We start from the raw sequence: 16561 nt of genomic DNA, 5'->3' as shown, positions 1-16561 counted from the left end.
ATTAATTGTGCCAGCTGCTTTGTGATTTCTTTTGCGGCGTATTTCACTTACACTGATAAAAAAACTAACAAGGATTTTATTTTGTCGAGCCTGACTGGTGTAAATAAAAGTTTAGTGATATTTGCTGCTTTAGTCGTTGTTTTAGCGGGTATTAAAGCTGCAAGTGTGATTGTTATCCCATTTGTGTTGGCAGCCTTTATTGCCATTATTTGTAATCCCTTAATTCGTTTCTTTGCTAAATACGGTATCCCTAAAGGGATTGCCGTTGTGTTTGTGATGTTGATGATTGTTGGTGTAGGGATAAGCCTTGCCGGGTTGGTAGGGCAATCGATGACCGATTTCTCTGAAAAGCTGCCTGAGTATAAAGCACAACTAAAAGAAGAGTTTGTCTGGGTGGTTAATGTCGCAGCGAGTTATAACATTCTGATTGATAAAGAGCAGATCATCTCTTTATTCGATCCGGGCAAAATGATTGATGTTGCAACCAACATGCTCACAGGCCTCGGTGGCGTGATGGCGAACCTGTTTTTGATCATCCTAACCGTGGTGTTCATGTTGTTTGAAGGACCTATGCTGAGTAAAAAAGTGCATTTAGCACTGGACGATCCTGAAATGAAAATGCAGCAGGTTGATCGCTTTTTAGATTCAATTAACTCTTATCTGGCTATTAAAACGCTGGTTAGCTTAGGCACAGGTATGCTTGCAGGCTTTATGCTTTGGGCTCTTGATGTTGATTATTTTATACTTTGGGCTGTAGTGGCCTTTATGCTTAACTACATTCCTAATATTGGCTCTATCATTGCCGCTGTGCCTCCAGTGTTACTCGCTTTGATCACTCAAGGCCCACTGGTTGCAGGATTTATTGCTGGTGGCTATTTAGTTATAAACACGGTGATGGGTAATATCGTCGAGCCGCGTTTTATGGGTAAAGGGCTGGGTTTATCGACGCTAGTGGTGTTTTTATCCTTGATTTTCTGGGGCTGGCTGATGGGGACCGTGGGTATGCTGTTATCAGTTCCATTGACCATGATAGTTAAAATAGCCTTAGAGACTAGTCAAGAAGGGCGATGGCTTGCTACCTTGCTTGGCAATGGCGAAGAGCTAAAACTTGAAGATTAAAAAAGGCGCTTAAGCGCCTTTTTATCTTTCAAAATGATTAAGTGTTATTGCGGATTGGTATTATTACTTTAGAGGTCGCTGTAAAACCTGCACATGGTTTTTTAGGATCTCAATTTCACATTGCTTGTAGGCAATAGCGGCTTTCGTACCATTTGGCATTTTTTGTAAATAACGCCAACGACAGCTGTCTTCTAAATAACGCTCTTGGTTCTTGATGCTGCGATTAAAAATCGGTAGCAATTGGCTGTTACCGGTATCTTCTTTAATTTTCTCAAGATCCATAGTGAGCTTATTAATCCACATCTTTTGGTCACGCTGAATATCAGCGATAACTTGATCAAGACATTGAATATAGCGTTTTGTGTCATCGGTATTGTTGCTTGCAAGCTCACAGGTTTGCTCTGCTTGAGCATGCGATGCACTTGCAATTAAAGCTAAAAAGCTGCCTTTTACGAGTATTGATGTTTTATTTTTTATCATGGTAATTAAACTCTAATATAAACTCAGCACCGGCTAGTTTCTCTGCGTCTTTAATGGTTAATGTGCCATTATACGAGTTGACTAAATCCGACACGATAGCCATGCCGACACCATGGCCGCTTTCGTAGGTATCGAGTCTGGTACCGCGAGTTAGTAATGATTCACGCTTGTGCTCAGGTACACCTGGGCCATCATCACTTATACTGAGCGTTAACTTTTTGTTCTGCTTAACCTTTATATCGACCTGTGAACGGCAAGCTTTACAGGCATTATCGATTAAATTACCAAGTAGTTCCATCAAATCTGTTTTATCACCTAAGAAATAGTCTTTTTCACTAACCTCTGAGGTAAATATAATATCTTTGTCGCGATAAACCTTGCTCATCGCGCTTAAGATTGAATCAATAACAGGCTTGATATGAGTTTGTTTCTTCCAGGTGTCAGACGCACCTGTTGCAGCGCGCTTTAACTGGTGTTCGATCATCACATTAATACGGTCTAGCTGCTCTTGTGCATCCGCATCATTGGCCAATGGGCTAGATTTAAGCACTGCCAAAGGTGTTTTTAATGCATGAGCAAGGTCGCTTAATGACGCGCGATAACGTTCTTTTTGGCGCTGCTGCGATTCAAGCAATAAGTTTAAATCGGCTTTAATGGTTTGTAGTTCAACCGGGTAAAGACCTTTAATTTGTTGGTTATCACCCGACTCAATGGCTTTAATTTCTTTATCGAGTCGTTGCAGTGGCCTTGCGCTCCAAACAAAACCAATCGCCATTAGCGCTGCAATGGCCACACCCATCACATACATCCAATTTACGAGTGTTTGCTTAAAGCCATCCATCAGCCTCAGTAGGGCATCATTACGCTTTAATAGAATAAAACGTGCATGCTCTGATTGGTCAATGTTTTCTAAAATAACAGTAAGCGTTAATTGCCAGTAAACAGTATTGTTGTATTCAACACGGCGAAAATCCGCAGAGCCTGCGGGGGCTTCAAAGTTATCAGGAATAAAGTTGATATTGGTCGCCGACTCAGAGTACCAAACCGGCAAGTCACCGCGATAAACCATCGCATAGGTGTCTGAGTTTAATCGGTTTAGCTCTGGCGTTAAGATAGTACTTGGCATAACGATGCCGCGTTCAGTGAAATCAACTTCAGAGATTAATGAATATAAGTGAGCTTCGAGGGTTTTTTCGGTCGCTTCGACCAAAGAGGCGTAGTAAGCCTTACCAATTGAGAAAAACAGAATTGGTAGGGCGACTAATAAAACAAAGACAAGGATAAATCCTTGCCTTACTTTAAGCGGTATTTGCGATGCTACCACTGACTTTTTAGCCTATAACCACGGCCGCGTAATGTTTCAACTGGGTTAAGGGTACCATCAGGGTCAAGCTTCTTACGTAAACGCAACACGAATACTTCGATTACGTTTGAATCAAGGTCGAAGTCTTGGTCGTAAATGTGCTCTGTTAGTTCAGATTTAGAAATTACCTTTTGTGGGTTAACCATTAGGTATTCTAAAACTTTGTATTCGTATGCCGTTAAGCTAAGTTCTTTATCGTTAACCCATACTTGCTGTGAGCGAGTATGAATTTTAATAGGGCCAGCTGTCATTTCTGGGTTTGCTTTACCTGCACTGCGGCGGATAAGTGCATTGCAGCGGGCAATTAGCTCTTCAACGTGGAAAGGTTTAGTTAGGTAGTCATCTGCACCTGCATCTAAGCCTTCTACTTTATCTTGCCAACGGTCACGTGCCGTTAAAATCAAAATAGGAATAGTAATACCTTGCGCACGTGCTTTGGTAATTAATTCAATACCATCTACTTTTGGTAAGCCTAAATCGACTACCGCCATATCTAGCGGGTATTCGGTAATATGGAATAAACCAGCTTCACCATCGTGACAAAGGTCAACGCTGTAACGCTCTTTTTCTAGGGCATTACGAAGGTTATCTGCTAAGTGTAAATCATCTTCAATAACTAAAATTCGCATTCTTAATCCTTTTTCACTTCGCCAGTCTTTTTGTTCACATGGACATCAACCACGTGGCCGTTCGTTTTTAAAATTCTTACGGTAAATACTTTATCTTGCTCTGTGATTTTTAGGGTTCGGCCGTCTTCAGATTTTTTGGCGATCGTCACAGCCTGCTTTTTAGTCACCTCTTGGGCTTGTTTCTTATTGGCATCAGCATGAAAGCTTGATAATGCAAATAAAAGACTAAAACTGAAGGCTAATAATATGCGCATGACGGGGAACTCCTAAACCAGACCCATTTAGTTTAATTAACCAATTAACTAAAATTCAAGTAATTACGTTAAATTCTGTAATTCAATAGCCAAATCTTAGTTAATAAGCCGTGAACAAACACTGAATTATTGATTCAGTTAAGTTCAGAGGTTAACCAAATACTTTTTTAAATGGTTTTACGACTGAGTTGTCGTAAACACCCGCCGCAATATACGGATCGTTTGCAGCCCATTCGCGTGCTGCTTCTAATGACTCAAATTCAGCAACCACTAATGAACCAGTAAAACCTGCTTCAGCCGGATCTTCACTATCTATTGCTGGTAATGGGCCTGCCGTAAATAAACGGTTTTGATCGTCTAACTCTTGAAGGCGTGCTAAGTGAGCAGGGCGTGCAGATTTGCGAGCTTCTAAACTATTTTCAACATCAGTTGAATAAATCATATACAGCATGGTGTGTTCTCAATGTTATTTTTAAAAAATAGTAGCATATTCTTAGCAATAGACGAGAGATTATTCGCGTAATAATCTTTACACAAACCCATATAACTTTAACTTATAAAGCTTGAAATACGCGGTGTAACACTGGTAGAGTCGCTGGGTTGAGAAAATAATAATAAGGTTTTTAAATGAGCGAAAAACGCGAGCATTTTAGCTCCCGCCTCGGTTTTATTTTAGCGGCAGCCGGTTCTGCTGTAGGTATCGGAAACTTAGTGGGTTTTCCTGTTTCAGCTACAAAAAACGGCGGTGGTGCTTTCCTTTTAGTCTATGCATTGTTTGTCATTTTCATCTGTTTGCCAGTGATGATGGCTGAAATGGCCATGGGTCGTAAAGCACAAAAAGATCCACTTGGTTCATACAAATTTTTAGCGGGCAACGATCCAAAATGGAACTTTGCTGGCTTTTTAGCCGTATTGACGCCATTTATGATTGCTGTTTTTTATATGGTGATCACAGTATGGATTTTCGGTTATTTATCGCAAACCGCTTTTGGTAATCTAGATGCTTTGGCACAGCCAGATAATTTTGGCTCTTTTATCAATAGCTACACCGTGTTTGGTTATATGGCCGTGGTTGCCATCATCGTTAACTTGATTTTAGTGGGCGGTGTTAAAGAAGGTATTGAAAAAGCGGCTAAGTTTATGATGCCAGCTTTATTTGTACTACTCACCGCATTGGTTGTATACGTACTAACACTTGATAACGCAATGGCCGGTGTTAAGTACTATGTTGTGCCTGATTTTTCAAAAATGGATGCCAGCGTATTAAATGGTGCATTAGCTCAAGCGTTTTTCTCGTTGTCGTTAGGTATGGGTATTTTAATGACCTATGCATCGTATATTTCTAAGAAAGATGACATTGTTGGTAGTGCAAAAATGGTTGCAGTTACTGATTCGATGGTGGCATTTATTGCTGGTCTAATGGTGCTTCCAGCTATTTTCAGTTTTAACCCAGATACTGACCCAAGTACTTTATCTGACTCGTCAGTATCGATGATTTTTGTATACCTACCAAAAATTTTATTAGCGTTACAAGCTGATATTGGCTACGTGGGTGCATCAATTGTTGCGTTTGTATTCTTCTTACTTGTCTTTTTTGCTGCAATTACGTCACTTGTATCAATTGTAGAGGTGCCAACAGCAACATTAAGTGACCGCAAAGGTATCAGCCGTAAAAAAGCACTGGCTATCTTAACTTTATCTACAGGTGTATTGACTGTGCTGTGTACCATGTCATTTGGTATGGTTGACTCGCTTACAAAGTTTGTTAGCTATGGCGGTGCAGATAAGAGCTTATTTGATATTGTTTATGATGTGTTTTACGACACAATTTTACCGCTAAATGGTTTAATGGTGTGTTTATTCGTTATGTATCGTTGGAAAAAAGCAAACTTATCGGCAGAGCTAAGCCAAGGCTGTGAAGGCTATGTTGGTAGCTTTACAGAGAAGTATGTGAACTTCTCGCTATCAACGTTTATCCCTGCCATTTTATTACTAATCTTTGTAAATACGGTGGCGACTAAGTTCTTCGCATTTAGTATTTTCGGATTTTAAAAACCAGCTCAATACTTGGCCGCGCATTTTGCGCGGCTTTTTTATACCTACCTTTTTATTTTAAAAGGCCCCGGCATCGAGCACATCACCCAAGCCAAGGGTAAACATCCACAGTCCCCATAAGCTGTGTTCAATCACGCACACGAAGGTCGAGCGGCTTTGCGCATAGGTGTAAGAAAAAAGCAGCCCACCTAAAAATGCCAACAATACGGCCAATACATTCGCATAGACAATGTGAGCCAACGCAAACACTGATGCGCTGACAATAATACGCACTGTTTTACTTGGCATAATGCGTTTATAACGATGGAAAAAATAGGTTCTAAAAATAAGTTCTTGCGGCATCACCGATAAAATGGGGTAGAGCAATAACAACATTAGCCAATCGTTAAATGAGTTTCGAGGCAGTGAAAACCAATTTTCTTGATTCATGATGCCGTAAAACATTCCAGAGAATAGCGCCCCTAAAAAGAAGAAACTAAATAAGCGACGTTTTACCGCACTAAATTGCCCAAGGCTTGTTAAACGAAAGCGTTTAAAATGGGGATCAGATAAAAGCAACATGCCGCACACAGCCATTAAAATAATAAGGGCAGGAATAAGCCAGTTAGCGAGGTAGGCACGAAGAAAGAAGCCTAATAGCGGCAAAGAAACAAATATGAGGGTAAATTCAAGCCAGCGGTATTGGTTAGCGTTCAATGTCGTCTCAGCGTGTTTTTTGTTTACGCTAACAAGCTAAGACGACAGATTTATGACATTAAGATTGCTTTGGATCTTTCTCTTCGTCATCTTCAGGTAAGTATTTGAACAGGGTGATGATCGTTGCTAACACGCAAACAAAGGTAATGCCCATTAAGCCAAACACTTTAAAGTTAACCCAAAAATCGAGCGAGAAGTTATAGGCAATGTAGATATTCAGCGCCGAGATACCTGCAGTCACGGCAACCCAAAATAGGTTAAGCTTATTCCAAAGGGCTTCAGGTACATTGATTTCTTGTTTACTTTCAGAGGCATTTTCTAAAATCGAGCTAAGTGCTTTTTTCACTAAGTTTTTGCCAAGTACATAGCGGCTTACTAACAAAGTAACACTGAAAATGGCATACACAATGGTGGCTTTCCATTTAACAAACTGCTCATCGTGGAACACTAAGGTGAGGGTACCTAACACCACCGCTATAGCAAAAAACACCCAGTGACGGGTTGGCACTTTACCATCTTTAAAATAACAGTAAGCAACTTGAATTAAGGTGGTTAGCATCAGCAAGGCTGTTGCCCAATAAATATCAACTAACTTGAAAACCGCAAAAAATAAAATCAGCGGGATGTATTCAATAATCGCATGCATAAATTTATAAATGCTCTAATTTAAAAAGATACTGGGTTGTATCAAGTTATCACGCAAGATACAAGGTTGACTTAACAGCCCTGAAAGCTTAGCCTCCCGGGCCAATCTGGCCTAAACCTGCGTTTAGGTTGTTTTACCTTATCTTTTTCCGCTTAACCTCAGATGATTAAGCGGCGTATTTTGGAGCACTTTTTATGAATAAAGCCGCGTTAGTATCGCAAATGGCTGCCCACAGTGAATTAACAAAAAAAGACACACAAGCTGCATTAACCAGCATGTTAAATGCTATCGAAAAGTCTCTTTCTGAGGGCGACCAAGTGCAAATTAATGGCTTTGGTACGTTTGCTCTAAGTTATTACCCAGCACGCAAAGGACGCAACCCACAAACCGGTGAAGAAATTGAAATAGAAGGCGCTAACAAGCCAGTTTTTAAACCTGCTAAAGCACTCAAAGACGGTTTATAAGCAGGATTTGCAAAGCGGGTGTAGTATTTACAGAGCATAAATAGAACACCTGGAAATTTATTCAATATTTTCAACCTATTAAGTTTGGCATGTTGTCTGCTATTAATTGTTTAGGTTTACCTAAATAAGGAGATAGCATGTCAAATTTAAATAGCCAACTGAATGGTAAAAAGATTGCCATTCTTGCAACCAATGGTTTTGAGCAAAGCGAGCTATTGTCACCACGAAGCGCATTATTAGAAGCTGGTGCACTTGTCGAAGTTGTGTCACTTGAGCGTGGTGATATCACAGCATGGGATGAAAACCAATGGGGTGAGCGAGTCAGTGTTGACCGTGTAGTCAGTGAAGCTGACTCTGCAGAGTATGACGCGTTACTTCTGCCTGGTGGCTTATTCAACCCAGATACGTTACGTCAAGATAGCGAAGCAAAAGCCTTTGTTGATGGTTTTTTCAGTGCCGGTAAAAATAAACCTATCGCTGCGATTTGCCACGGTCCATGGCTATTAGCCGAAATTAACAAACTACGGGAGCGCAAAGTAACCTCATACCCAAGTATCAAAACAGATTTGATCAATGCAGGAGCTAATTGGGTTGATCAAGAAGTATGTGTTGATGAGGGTATAGTCACAAGCCGAAGCCCAGCCGACTTAGAGGCCTTTAATCGAAAATTCATAGAAGAGATAGATACCAACTCGCACTAATACGCACTCATTTTGAGGGATTAAACCTTACGTTAACGGCGTTAAAAATTTTTTATTTAGAACAACTAAACTACAAAATTTTTGCCTTGTTACCGAACAGGTTTTCTTGCCTCAAAAAGCCCGCTTAATTAAGCGAATTGGTATTGAGGGCATTCACCGCCATCATTAATTGTTAAGCACAAAAAAGGGCCTTTATGGCCCTTTTTGAAGTAATAAAACAAACTTACTTTGTAGCTGCTTTCATACTGGCTACAAATTCTTTTAAACCAGTTAGCATCGCTGCTTGGTCATCAAGGTTTGCCTCGATAATTTTAACAACAGCTGAGCCTGAAATCGCACCAGCGGCTCCTGACTCAAGTGCTGATTTAACATCTTCTGGTGTTGATACACCAAAGCCTAATAATGCCGGTGCAGCATGGTAATCTTTTAGTTTTTTGACTAATGAATCTGCTGGCATTTGTGCCTTGGTTTCTGTGCCTGTTACACCTGCGCGTGAAAGAAGGTATGTATAACCACGGCCATATGACGCACATTCTCGAAGAGTGTCATCATCTGCATTCGGTGTAGCAATAAAAATTGGGTCGATGCCATTTTTCATTGCTGTTTGGCGAAATAGCTTTGATTCATGCAGCGGTACGTCAGCCACTAAAATTGAATCAACACCTGCTTCTTTAGCATCTTGATAGAACTTTTCAAGGCCACGCTTAAAGACTAGGTTTGAATACAATAATAGGCCAATTGGAATATCGGCATTGTACTGGCGCACTTGTTTAATGATATCAAAGCAATCTTGGGTATTAATGTTTTCATCAAGTGCACGAATGTTAGCAGCTTGGATCACTGGGCCATCAGCAATCGGATCAGAAAATGGAATACCTAGCTCAAGGGCATCAGCGCCGCCATCAATTAAGCTTTTGATTATTTCTACACTCAGTGCTTTATTAGGATCGCCAATCGTAACGAAGGGTACAAAAGCACCTTGGTTTGTTTCATTTAATGTGGCGAACAGTTGTCCGTAACGGTTAGTCTGGCTCATAGTGCGCCTCCTTCTGATAAAACACTGTGTACGTGAGCCAAATCTTTATCGCCTCGGCCGCTTAGGTTAACCACTAAAATGGTGTCTTCGGTTTGTTGCTCGGCATATTTAAGGGCATATGCAAGGGCATGGCTTGATTCAAGTGCTGGAATGATCCCTTCGTTTTTAGCCAGTAGTTGGAATGCTTCAAGTGCTTCAGTATCGGTAATACCTACGTACTCAGCACGGCCAGTTTCATGCAAATGAGCATGCTGTGGGCCAACAGCTGGGTAATCAAGACCTGCTGACACTGAGTAAGACTCTTCAATTTGACCATCATCATCTTGCATAATGTAGGTATAGGTCCCGTGTAAAATGCCTTTGGTGCCTTTACATAAGGTGGCACCATGCTGGTGGGTATCTAAGCCTTTACCAGCAGGCTCTACACCAATTAGTTTTACGCTTGGCTCATCAATAAAGTCTGTGAACATACCAATGGCGTTAGAACCACCACCTACACAAGCCAGCACCGCATCCGGTAAGCGACCTTCAGCTTTAAGCACTTGTTGTTTTGCTTCTTCACCAATCATTTTTTGGAACTCACGCACCATGGTTGGGAATGGGTGAGGGCCTGCTGCAGTGCCTAGTAAATAGTGAGCATCTTTATAATTTGCTGACCAGTCACGCAGTGCTTCGTTTACTGCGTCTTTTAAAGTACCAGAGCCCGCTGTGACAGGAATAACCTCTGCGCCCATTAGTTTCATACGAAATACATTTGGTTGCTGACGTTCTACGTCTTTTGCACCCATGTAAACGCGGCATTTTAAGCCAAGTAGGGCACAGGCAAGGGCCGTTGCAACACCGTGTTGGCCGGCACCTGTTTCTGCAATGACTTCTTTTTTACCCATGCGTTTGGTAAGGAGTGCTTGACCAAGTACTTGATTGGTTTTGTGCGCACCACCGTGCAGTAAATCTTCACGCTTTAAATACAGTTTTACCTTAGGGTTTTTAACTAAGTTACGTGTCAGTGTTAATGGTGTAGGGCGACCTGCGTATTCATTTAATAGTTTTTCAAACTCAGCCTGAAAAGCTGGATCGTTTTGTGATTTATTAAACTCTGCTTCTAGTTGCTTGAGAGCTGGCACAAGCAGCTGTGGTACAAACATACCACCGAATTCACCGAAATAAGCTGGATTTTGCATTCTAACCTCAATAATTTCTGATATGCGAAAACGCATTTTGTAATTTTGTTTGGCACTTTTTACCCGCTGACGCTTCAACGCCAGAATTTAGGTCAAGGCCGTTAGCACCGCGATAAAGCGCTGCATGGATATTCTCTGGGTTTAAACCCCCGGCTAACATAAACGGCACGGTTGCCGTCTCTAGCACTGACCAATCAAATGCTTCACCTGTGCCGCCTTTTTGGCTCTTGCTGTAAGTGTCGTATAAATGGCGATCAACCCCTTCAAGCGGTTTAGGTAATTCGCCTTTAACTGCTTGGGCTTTCCAAATTTCACAGCCAAGCGGTAATTGCTTTCTGAGACTTTGAATATACTCGCTATTCTCATCGCCATGTAATTGCACGGCCGCTAATTTTAAGCTTTGTGCATAATCGACCACTTGTTCAAGCGGTGCATTGACAAACACACCCACATACGCGAGTGGGGCACTTTGCGTAACTTGCTTGGCACAGTCGATATCGACATAGCGCGGTGACTTAGGATAAAAAATTAAGCCACCATACACAGCACCACTGGCGTAGGCTGCCATCGCATCTTGTGAACGGGTTAAACCGCACACTTTGTTCTCACCTAAAATCACTTTACGACATGCGGCTTCTAAGTCTCGCTCAGCCATCAGTGAGCTGCCAATTAAAAAGCCATCACACAATGGCGCAAGGCGTTTTACATCTTTATGGGTATAAATGCCCGACTCTGAAATCACCACTTTGTCATTTGGGATAAGCTGACGTAAACGCTCTGTTGTTGCAAGGTCAGTACTTAAATCACGAAGGTCGCGGTTATTAATACCGATAAGGCTGGCATTAAGTGCAAGAGCACGGCTCACTTCTTGCTCATTGCTAACTTCAGTGAGCACCGACATATTTAAAGAATCAGCCACCTTATGAAGCGCTAAATATTGCTCGTCATCAAGGACAGAGAGCATTAATAAAATGGCATCACCACCAGATAAGCGTGCTAAATAAACTTGGTACTCATCAATAAAGAAGTCTTTACAAATAAGCGGCTGTTCAACTTGGCTGCGCACATACTCAAGGTACTCATAGCTGCCTTGGAAATATTTTTCATCCGTTAGTACGCTCATACAGGTTGCGTACTTTTTATAAACCGATGTAATTTCCTCTAAATTGAATGGTTCGCGAATAAGTCCTTTTGACGGTGAGGCCTTTTTACATTCTAAAATAAACTGCGTACCGGTTGCTGCTAATGCGCCTTCAAAGTCTCGCTTGGTTGGCACAACCTCGCTAATGAATGACCCAAGCGGGCGCTGTGCTTTTCTTTGTTCTAATTCAATACGTTTGTCGGCAACAATTTTGTCTAACACGTTAGCCATGACTTACCTCAATAATTGCGTTCAATGTGTCCATCGCTTTGCCTGATGCTAAAAATTCGCTTACTTGATCTGCGGCTGCTTTTAAATCACTTGCTTTATCGGTTAAATAAAGAAGAGCGGCAACGTTGGCTATAATGGCTGCGTTATGCGCCATTTCACCTTGACCTTGTAAAATCGCTAAGCTTGCTTTTGCGTTATATTCTGGGCCTTGGCCTGCTAGTTGTTCAAGTGAATAGTTTGCAAGACCAAAATCGCTCGCTGTTAGCGTGTATTCGCTCAGTTCACCGTTATTAAGTTCAACCACTTTGGTTGTCCCGTGTAAGGCAATTTCGTCAGTGCCTGCACCGTGAACCACCATAGCGCGTTTTGTGCCAAGGGTTTTTAAGGTTTCGGCCATTGGTAAACACAGCGATGGGTCATAAACACCAAGCAATTGCACCTCAGGGGCAGCAGGGTTGGCCAGTGGCCCTAAAATATTAAAAATTGTGCGGCTTTTAAGGGCCGTACGCACACCCATCGCATGGCGTACACCACTGTGATAATGCGGGGCAAATAAAAATGTAAAGCCGGTATTTTCTAAACAATGGGCAGCTTGCTCAGGGCTCACATCAATATTGATACCCAAGGCCTTTAGTAAATCCGCAGAGCCCGAATTACTCGACACACTGCGATTACCATGTTTGACCATGTTGATGCCCGCAGCGGCGGCAACAATAGCAGCCGTGGTACTAATATTGATTGTGTTTGATCCATCGCCACCGGTACCACAGCTATCGGCAAGCAAGGTTTTGTTGGTTTGAAATGGCACTGCATTGGCGCGCATTGATGCTGCAGCACCGGCGATTTCATCACTTGTTTCGCCTTTTAGTTTTAGGGCGATAAGTGCGGCAGTTAATTCAATATCATTAAGCTTGCCATTCATGATGGCGTCAAACAATTCAGTTGCTTGCGAAAATGATAAATCTTGCTTTGCTAATAATTGGTTTAACTGGGTTTGAGTTGTTGCTTCCATGTTATTCCTCTACTGCACGCGTGCTGTTAAAAATTCAATGCTTTGCTGTAATAGCAATGCGCCATTTGGCGTTAAAATTGACTCAGGATGAAACTGATAGCCAAGGGCATTATCTTGTTGATGGTAAATTGCCATTGGAATATTTTCATAACAAGCAATTACTTCAACATCATCAGGGACTTTAGTTGCCATTAATGAATGATAACGAGCAACCGGCATTTTATCGCCCATACCCGCAAATACAGGGTGCTCAGTCAACGTAATAATTGATGACTTGCCATGCACAGTTTCGCCGGCATGACCAATAACCCCGCCGTAGCTTTGTGTTAGAGCTTGCTGTCCTAAACAGATACCCAGCATAGGGAAGCGGCCTTTACATAGTTCAATGAGTTCCATTAAACAACCCGCATCAGATGGCGCGCCAGGGCCTGGTGAAAGCACTAATAACACGGGTACTGTCTCTTGGCACATTTTGTCAAAGATGCTTTGTGCACTGATGTTATTACGGTATACCACTAACTGGCACCCTAACATAGAAAGTTCATCGACTAAGTTATAACTAAATGAATCAAAGTTATCTAAAAAGTAGATTTTATAGGCTGATGTTGTCGTCATTATTGTGCCTCGTAAGTCGATTGAATCGCAGTGATCACAGCTTGTGCTTTAGCGCGGGTTTCATTGGCTTCTGATTGTGGGTCTGAATCAAACACCACACCTGCACCTGCTTGTACGTAGGCCGTGCCGTTTTTAACAAACGCAGAGCGAATAACAATACAGCTATCCATGGCGCCATCGCCCGTTAAATAACCCACTGCACCTCCATAGCTGCCGCGGCGTTTTTGTTCGGTTTGACGAACTAACTCAGCAGCGCGTACTTTAGGTGCACCCACTAAGGTGCCCATGTTCATACAAGCTTGGTAAGCATGCAGCGCATCGAGTTCAGGTTTTAAAGTACCCACCACACGTGAAACTAAATGCATTACTTGTGAGTAGCGGTCTACTTTTAATAATTCTTTTGCATGACGTGTGCCTGGTACGCTAATACGGGCTACATCATTTCGCGCTAAATCAACTAACATCAGGTGCTCGGCACGTTCTTTTTGGTCGTTACGAAGTTCAAGCTCAATGCGGCTGTCTAGGTCTGGATTAATTTGCCCGTTAGCAAACTTGCCACGAGGGCGAGTACCAGCAATTGGGTATACCTCAACTTGTTTACTCTCTGCGCAATATTTGAGGGCTGACTCGGGTGATGCGCCGAATAACACAAATTCTTCATCGCGCATGTAAAACATATATGGGCTTGGGTTTTGTAGTTTTAATTGGCTGTAAGCATGAAGTGAGTCTGGGCAGGCGAGAGAAAAAGTACGTGACGGAACAACTTGGAAAATATCACCATCAACGATGTTGTTTTTTAACTTGATGACGTGTTCGCAGTATTGCTCGTCGCTAACATCAACAGAAATTGGGTTTGAGCCTGTTTGCTTTTGCCCTTGGTAGCTTTGTGCATTGTCACATACGGCATTTAAACGCTCTAACTGTTGACCAACCTCAAAGCAATTAGCATGAACTTCAGGGCCGTTAAATACATTGCCAATTAGTTCGGTTGTTTTTGCTTGATGGTCGATGACAACTAACGTTTCGGCTAGGTAGAAAACATAATCAGGGCAGCTGTTTTCGCCGTCAGGCACATCAGAAAGAGTTTCGAAATTAGCAACCATATCGTAGGCAAATACACCGCCTAAGAACACAGAAAATGGGTTATCTGTGGTGCTTTTAATACTATTAATACAGCTACGTAGCGCACTAAAAGCGTTATCTGCTACTAATTTACTGGCTTCATCAATGTCGCTTGCTACTTCGTTGTAGGTTAACGTTAATGTGTCTTCTACAAGCTCAGCAGAGCAGTTTTGCACATGAGTTTGTAAATAAGGCAGTAATTGTTTGCCGTTATTTGACTGTGCAGTGAGTGTGACCTGTTTGCCTTGGCAAACAATACGTAGCGCTGAGTCAACCAAAATTAGACTTTTTACACTGTCTTTAGAATCAATTTCAGCAGACTCTAACAGCAGTGAATTAGGCTTATCGAGTAAACTGTATAACGCAAGTGGGCTACTGATGTAGTCGCGCACTTGAGTGATACTGGTTACTTCACCCGGTGTCGTTGTTATATGACTAAAAATCAAACCTCATTCTCCCTCATTCCCAAAAACTCTTTAAAAAACAAAACCCCGCGAAGCTATGCTTGGCGGGGTTCGTATAAAGATGCCTATAAATTAGATAGACCCTTACCGTCCCGCTAAGCCAGGCGCCACCACCAATGATGTGTAAGAGTTGCTATGTAATTCATTATAAAGCCTTAAAATTTAGATATAAAAAAACCCGCTACATGAGCGGGTTTTGAAATCGTTAGACACGACAATTCGTCACCCGCTAGTTACGAGTGCCACCACCAAATTGTGATTTGAATTGTTTTGTTCATTGTTATTACTTATTTAACGTGTCTGAAAGTGCATACAGTAAAGCGTACCTAAGCCGATACTGTCAAGCATTAATTTACATATTAATACGTGTTGGGCATTTACCTCTCGTAATTGCCCAATTATGTGGGTATATATGTCTAACCTAAAAAGATAATCACGCCCTGACACTAAATTTTTGTTATACTCACATCATTGATTCAAGAACTTACGTAAAGCAGTCTTTCCCTTTGATAAAATACGATTTACATAGCCATACCACATACTCAGATGGTCAGCTATCAGTCGAGCAATTGTTACACCGCGCGGTTGAGAAAAACATAGATGTGTTTGCAATTACCGATCACGACACGTTAAGTGCAATAAAACCAGCACGCCAAGTTATTGCAGATGATAATTTACCGCTTAAACTAATTGCTGGTGTTGAAGTATCGACAAAATGGGAAAGCTTTGAAATTCATATTGTTGGCTTAAATGTTGATGATGAAAATGACGCACTTTTGTCATTATTACAGGCGCAACAAGCCAAGCGTGAAGAGCGCGCTTTAGAGATAGGTCGTCGCCTTGCGAAAAATGGTTTTGAAGGCATTTACGACCAAGCAAAAACATTTGCTGAAAACGCCCAGATCACACGCGCGCATTTTGCCCGTGCACTGATTGAGCGTGGTGTTGCTAAAAACTTTCCTGGAGTATTTAAAAAGTACTTAGGGCGAGGAAAAACAGGCTATGTACCAAGTAGTTGGTGTGATATGCAAACCGCAATTGCTGCCATTCACCAAGCCGGTGGGGTTGCCGTTCTTGCTCATCCTGGGCGTTATCAAATGTCTAACAAATGGCTACGTAAGTTAATTATTGAATTTAAAGACGCAGGTGGCGATGCGATGGAAGTTGCACAACCACAGCAAGCACCCAGTGAGCGCCAGTTTTTAGGTGAACTGAGTCGTGAATATGGCTTACTTGCATCACAAGGGTCAGATTTTCATTTTCCGACCAGTTGGTTGGAGTTAGGTAAAAATTTATACTTACCAAAAGATTGCCAAGGGGTTTGGCAAGCATGGGAAGGGCAATAGGAGCGT

18 protein-coding genes are annotated in these 16561 nt (G+C 41.9%); 5 read left to right on the top strand and 13 right to left on the bottom strand.

The window, feature by feature from the left end:
* Positions 1-81: 81 nt before the first annotated feature.
* Positions 82-1119 carry an AI-2E family transporter gene (locus VRK28_RS01875; RefSeq protein ID WP_058584824.1) on the top strand — a complete coding sequence of 346 codons (1038 nt, stop codon included), beginning with the start codon at positions 82-84 and terminating at the stop codon, positions 1117-1119.
* 63 nt (positions 1120-1182) lie between these two features.
* Here the strand turns inward: VRK28_RS01875 and VRK28_RS01870 are convergent, their stop codons facing one another.
* From VRK28_RS01870 to VRK28_RS01850, 5 genes are all read right to left on the bottom strand, one after another.
* Positions 1183-1599: a hypothetical protein gene (locus tag VRK28_RS01870; protein WP_062565116.1), complete on the bottom strand. Its 417-nt coding sequence runs from the start codon at positions 1597-1599 to the stop codon at positions 1183-1185.
* Positions 1586-2923 carry an ATP-binding protein gene (locus tag VRK28_RS01865; protein ID WP_058584761.1) on the bottom strand — a complete coding sequence of 446 codons (1338 nt, stop codon included), beginning with the start codon at positions 2921-2923 and terminating at the stop codon, positions 1586-1588. Before VRK28_RS01865 ends, VRK28_RS01870 begins: the two co-directional genes overlap by 14 nt.
* Complete coding sequence (locus VRK28_RS01860; RefSeq protein WP_054552907.1) at positions 2917-3591, bottom strand: response regulator transcription factor; 675 nt, start codon at positions 3589-3591, stop codon at positions 2917-2919. Before VRK28_RS01860 ends, VRK28_RS01865 begins: the two co-directional genes overlap by 7 nt.
* Positions 3592-3593: 2 nt before the next feature.
* Complete coding sequence (locus tag VRK28_RS01855; protein WP_054552908.1) at positions 3594-3845, bottom strand: PepSY domain-containing protein; 252 nt, start codon at positions 3843-3845, stop codon at positions 3594-3596.
* 151 nt (positions 3846-3996) lie between these two features.
* Entirely contained in the window at positions 3997-4296 is a 300-nt protein-coding gene (locus tag VRK28_RS01850) for a YciI family protein (RefSeq protein WP_062565117.1), read from the bottom strand.
* 176 nt (positions 4297-4472) lie between these two features.
* Between VRK28_RS01850 and VRK28_RS01845 the strand changes: the two genes are divergently transcribed.
* Positions 4473-5897 carry a sodium-dependent transporter gene (locus VRK28_RS01845; protein WP_062565118.1) on the top strand — a complete coding sequence of 475 codons (1425 nt, stop codon included), beginning with the start codon at positions 4473-4475 and terminating at the stop codon, positions 5895-5897.
* Between the two features lie 60 nt (positions 5898-5957).
* On the opposite strand, the gene VRK28_RS01840 is transcribed toward VRK28_RS01845, so the two are convergent.
* The gene (locus VRK28_RS01840) at positions 5958-6596 is read right to left on the bottom strand and encodes a CPBP family glutamic-type intramembrane protease (protein WP_054552911.1); all 639 of its coding nucleotides are present in this window, start codon (positions 6594-6596) and stop codon (positions 5958-5960) included.
* Between the two features lie 58 nt (positions 6597-6654).
* Positions 6655-7242 (bottom strand): inner membrane-spanning protein YciB, encoded by a 588-nt coding sequence (locus VRK28_RS01835; protein WP_054561224.1) that lies wholly within the window; start codon positions 7240-7242, stop codon positions 6655-6657.
* A 194-nt stretch (positions 7243-7436) separates the two neighbouring features.
* Here VRK28_RS01835 and VRK28_RS01830 point away from each other — a divergent pair, with 194 nt between their 5' ends.
* Positions 7437-7706, top strand: coding sequence for an HU family DNA-binding protein (locus VRK28_RS01830; protein ID WP_054561225.1), 270 nt, complete (start codon positions 7437-7439; stop codon positions 7704-7706).
* Positions 7707-7843: 137 nt separating this feature from the next.
* Positions 7844-8407 carry a type 1 glutamine amidotransferase domain-containing protein gene (locus tag VRK28_RS01825; RefSeq protein WP_062565119.1) on the top strand — a complete coding sequence of 188 codons (564 nt, stop codon included), beginning with the start codon at positions 7844-7846 and terminating at the stop codon, positions 8405-8407.
* A gap of 223 nt (positions 8408-8630) precedes the next feature.
* Here VRK28_RS01825 and trpA read toward each other — a convergent pair whose 3' ends face one another.
* From trpA to VRK28_RS01795, 6 genes are read right to left on the bottom strand one after another with little or no spacing between them, the layout of a single operon-like run.
* The gene (gene trpA / locus VRK28_RS01820) at positions 8631-9443 is read right to left on the bottom strand and encodes a tryptophan synthase subunit alpha (RefSeq protein WP_062565120.1); all 813 of its coding nucleotides are present in this window, start codon (positions 9441-9443) and stop codon (positions 8631-8633) included.
* Positions 9440-10624 (bottom strand): tryptophan synthase subunit beta, encoded by a 1185-nt coding sequence (gene trpB, locus VRK28_RS01815; RefSeq protein WP_062565365.1) that lies wholly within the window; start codon positions 10622-10624, stop codon positions 9440-9442. Before trpB ends, trpA begins: the two co-directional genes overlap by 4 nt.
* A gap of 7 nt (positions 10625-10631) precedes the next feature.
* Entirely contained in the window at positions 10632-11996 is a 1365-nt protein-coding gene (gene trpCF, locus VRK28_RS01810) for a bifunctional indole-3-glycerol-phosphate synthase TrpC/phosphoribosylanthranilate isomerase TrpF (RefSeq protein WP_332393175.1), read from the bottom strand.
* A complete protein-coding gene (gene trpD, locus VRK28_RS01805; RefSeq protein ID WP_062565122.1) occupies positions 11989-13008 on the bottom strand; it encodes an anthranilate phosphoribosyltransferase in 1020 nt (339 codons plus the stop codon). The genes trpCF and trpD overlap by 8 nt, the downstream gene beginning before the upstream one ends.
* 9 nt (positions 13009-13017) lie before the next feature.
* A complete protein-coding gene (locus VRK28_RS01800; RefSeq protein ID WP_062565123.1) occupies positions 13018-13623 on the bottom strand; it encodes an aminodeoxychorismate/anthranilate synthase component II in 606 nt (201 codons plus the stop codon).
* A complete protein-coding gene (locus VRK28_RS01795; protein ID WP_062565124.1) occupies positions 13623-15191 on the bottom strand; it encodes an anthranilate synthase component 1 in 1569 nt (522 codons plus the stop codon). Before VRK28_RS01795 ends, VRK28_RS01800 begins: the two co-directional genes overlap by 1 nt.
* A 524-nt stretch (positions 15192-15715) precedes the next feature.
* On the opposite strand from VRK28_RS01795, the gene rnm reads away from it, so the two are divergent.
* A complete protein-coding gene (rnm, locus tag VRK28_RS01790; protein WP_062565125.1) occupies positions 15716-16555 on the top strand; it encodes an RNase RNM in 840 nt (279 codons plus the stop codon).
* Positions 16556-16561: the final 6 nt, after the last annotated feature.

Source organism: Pseudoalteromonas sp. P80D2 (genome assembly GCF_036680945.1).
Classification (GTDB): domain Bacteria; phylum Pseudomonadota; class Gammaproteobacteria; order Enterobacterales; family Alteromonadaceae; genus Pseudoalteromonas; species Pseudoalteromonas shioyasakiensis.
Note: the sequence above shows the minus strand (reverse complement) of the source record. Positions and strands in the feature narration are given on the sequence as shown.

Excerpts from the sequence above, each read along its gene's own strand:
- VRK28_RS01845 (WP_062565118.1), top strand. The coding sequence starts at position 4,473 with ATGAGCGAAAAACGCGAGCATTTTAGCTCCCGCCTCGGTTTTATTTTA.
- VRK28_RS01860 (WP_054552907.1), bottom strand. The coding sequence starts at position 3,591 with ATGCGAATTTTAGTTATTGAAGATGATTTACACTTAGCAGATAACCTT.
- VRK28_RS01835 (WP_054561224.1), bottom strand. The coding sequence starts at position 7,242 with ATGCATGCGATTATTGAATACATCCCGCTGATTTTATTTTTTGCGGTT.
- VRK28_RS01830 (WP_054561225.1), top strand. The coding sequence starts at position 7,437 with ATGAATAAAGCCGCGTTAGTATCGCAAATGGCTGCCCACAGTGAATTA.
- VRK28_RS01825 (WP_062565119.1), top strand. The coding sequence starts at position 7,844 with ATGTCAAATTTAAATAGCCAACTGAATGGTAAAAAGATTGCCATTCTT.
- VRK28_RS01870 (WP_062565116.1), bottom strand. The coding sequence starts at position 1,599 with ATGATAAAAAATAAAACATCAATACTCGTAAAAGGCAGCTTTTTAGCT.
- trpB (WP_062565365.1), bottom strand. The coding sequence starts at position 10,624 with ATGCAAAATCCAGCTTATTTCGGTGAATTCGGTGGTATGTTTGTACCA.
- trpD (WP_062565122.1), bottom strand. The coding sequence starts at position 13,008 with ATGGAAGCAACAACTCAAACCCAGTTAAACCAATTATTAGCAAAGCAA.
- trpA (WP_062565120.1), bottom strand. The coding sequence starts at position 9,443 with ATGAGCCAGACTAACCGTTACGGACAACTGTTCGCCACATTAAATGAA.
- trpCF (WP_332393175.1), bottom strand. The coding sequence starts at position 11,996 with ATGGCTAACGTGTTAGACAAAATTGTTGCCGACAAACGTATTGAATTA.
- VRK28_RS01800 (WP_062565123.1), bottom strand. The coding sequence starts at position 13,623 with ATGACGACAACATCAGCCTATAAAATCTACTTTTTAGATAACTTTGAT.
- VRK28_RS01850 (WP_062565117.1), bottom strand. The coding sequence starts at position 4,296 with ATGCTGTATATGATTTATTCAACTGATGTTGAAAATAGTTTAGAAGCT.
- VRK28_RS01855 (WP_054552908.1), bottom strand. The coding sequence starts at position 3,845 with ATGCGCATATTATTAGCCTTCAGTTTTAGTCTTTTATTTGCATTATCA.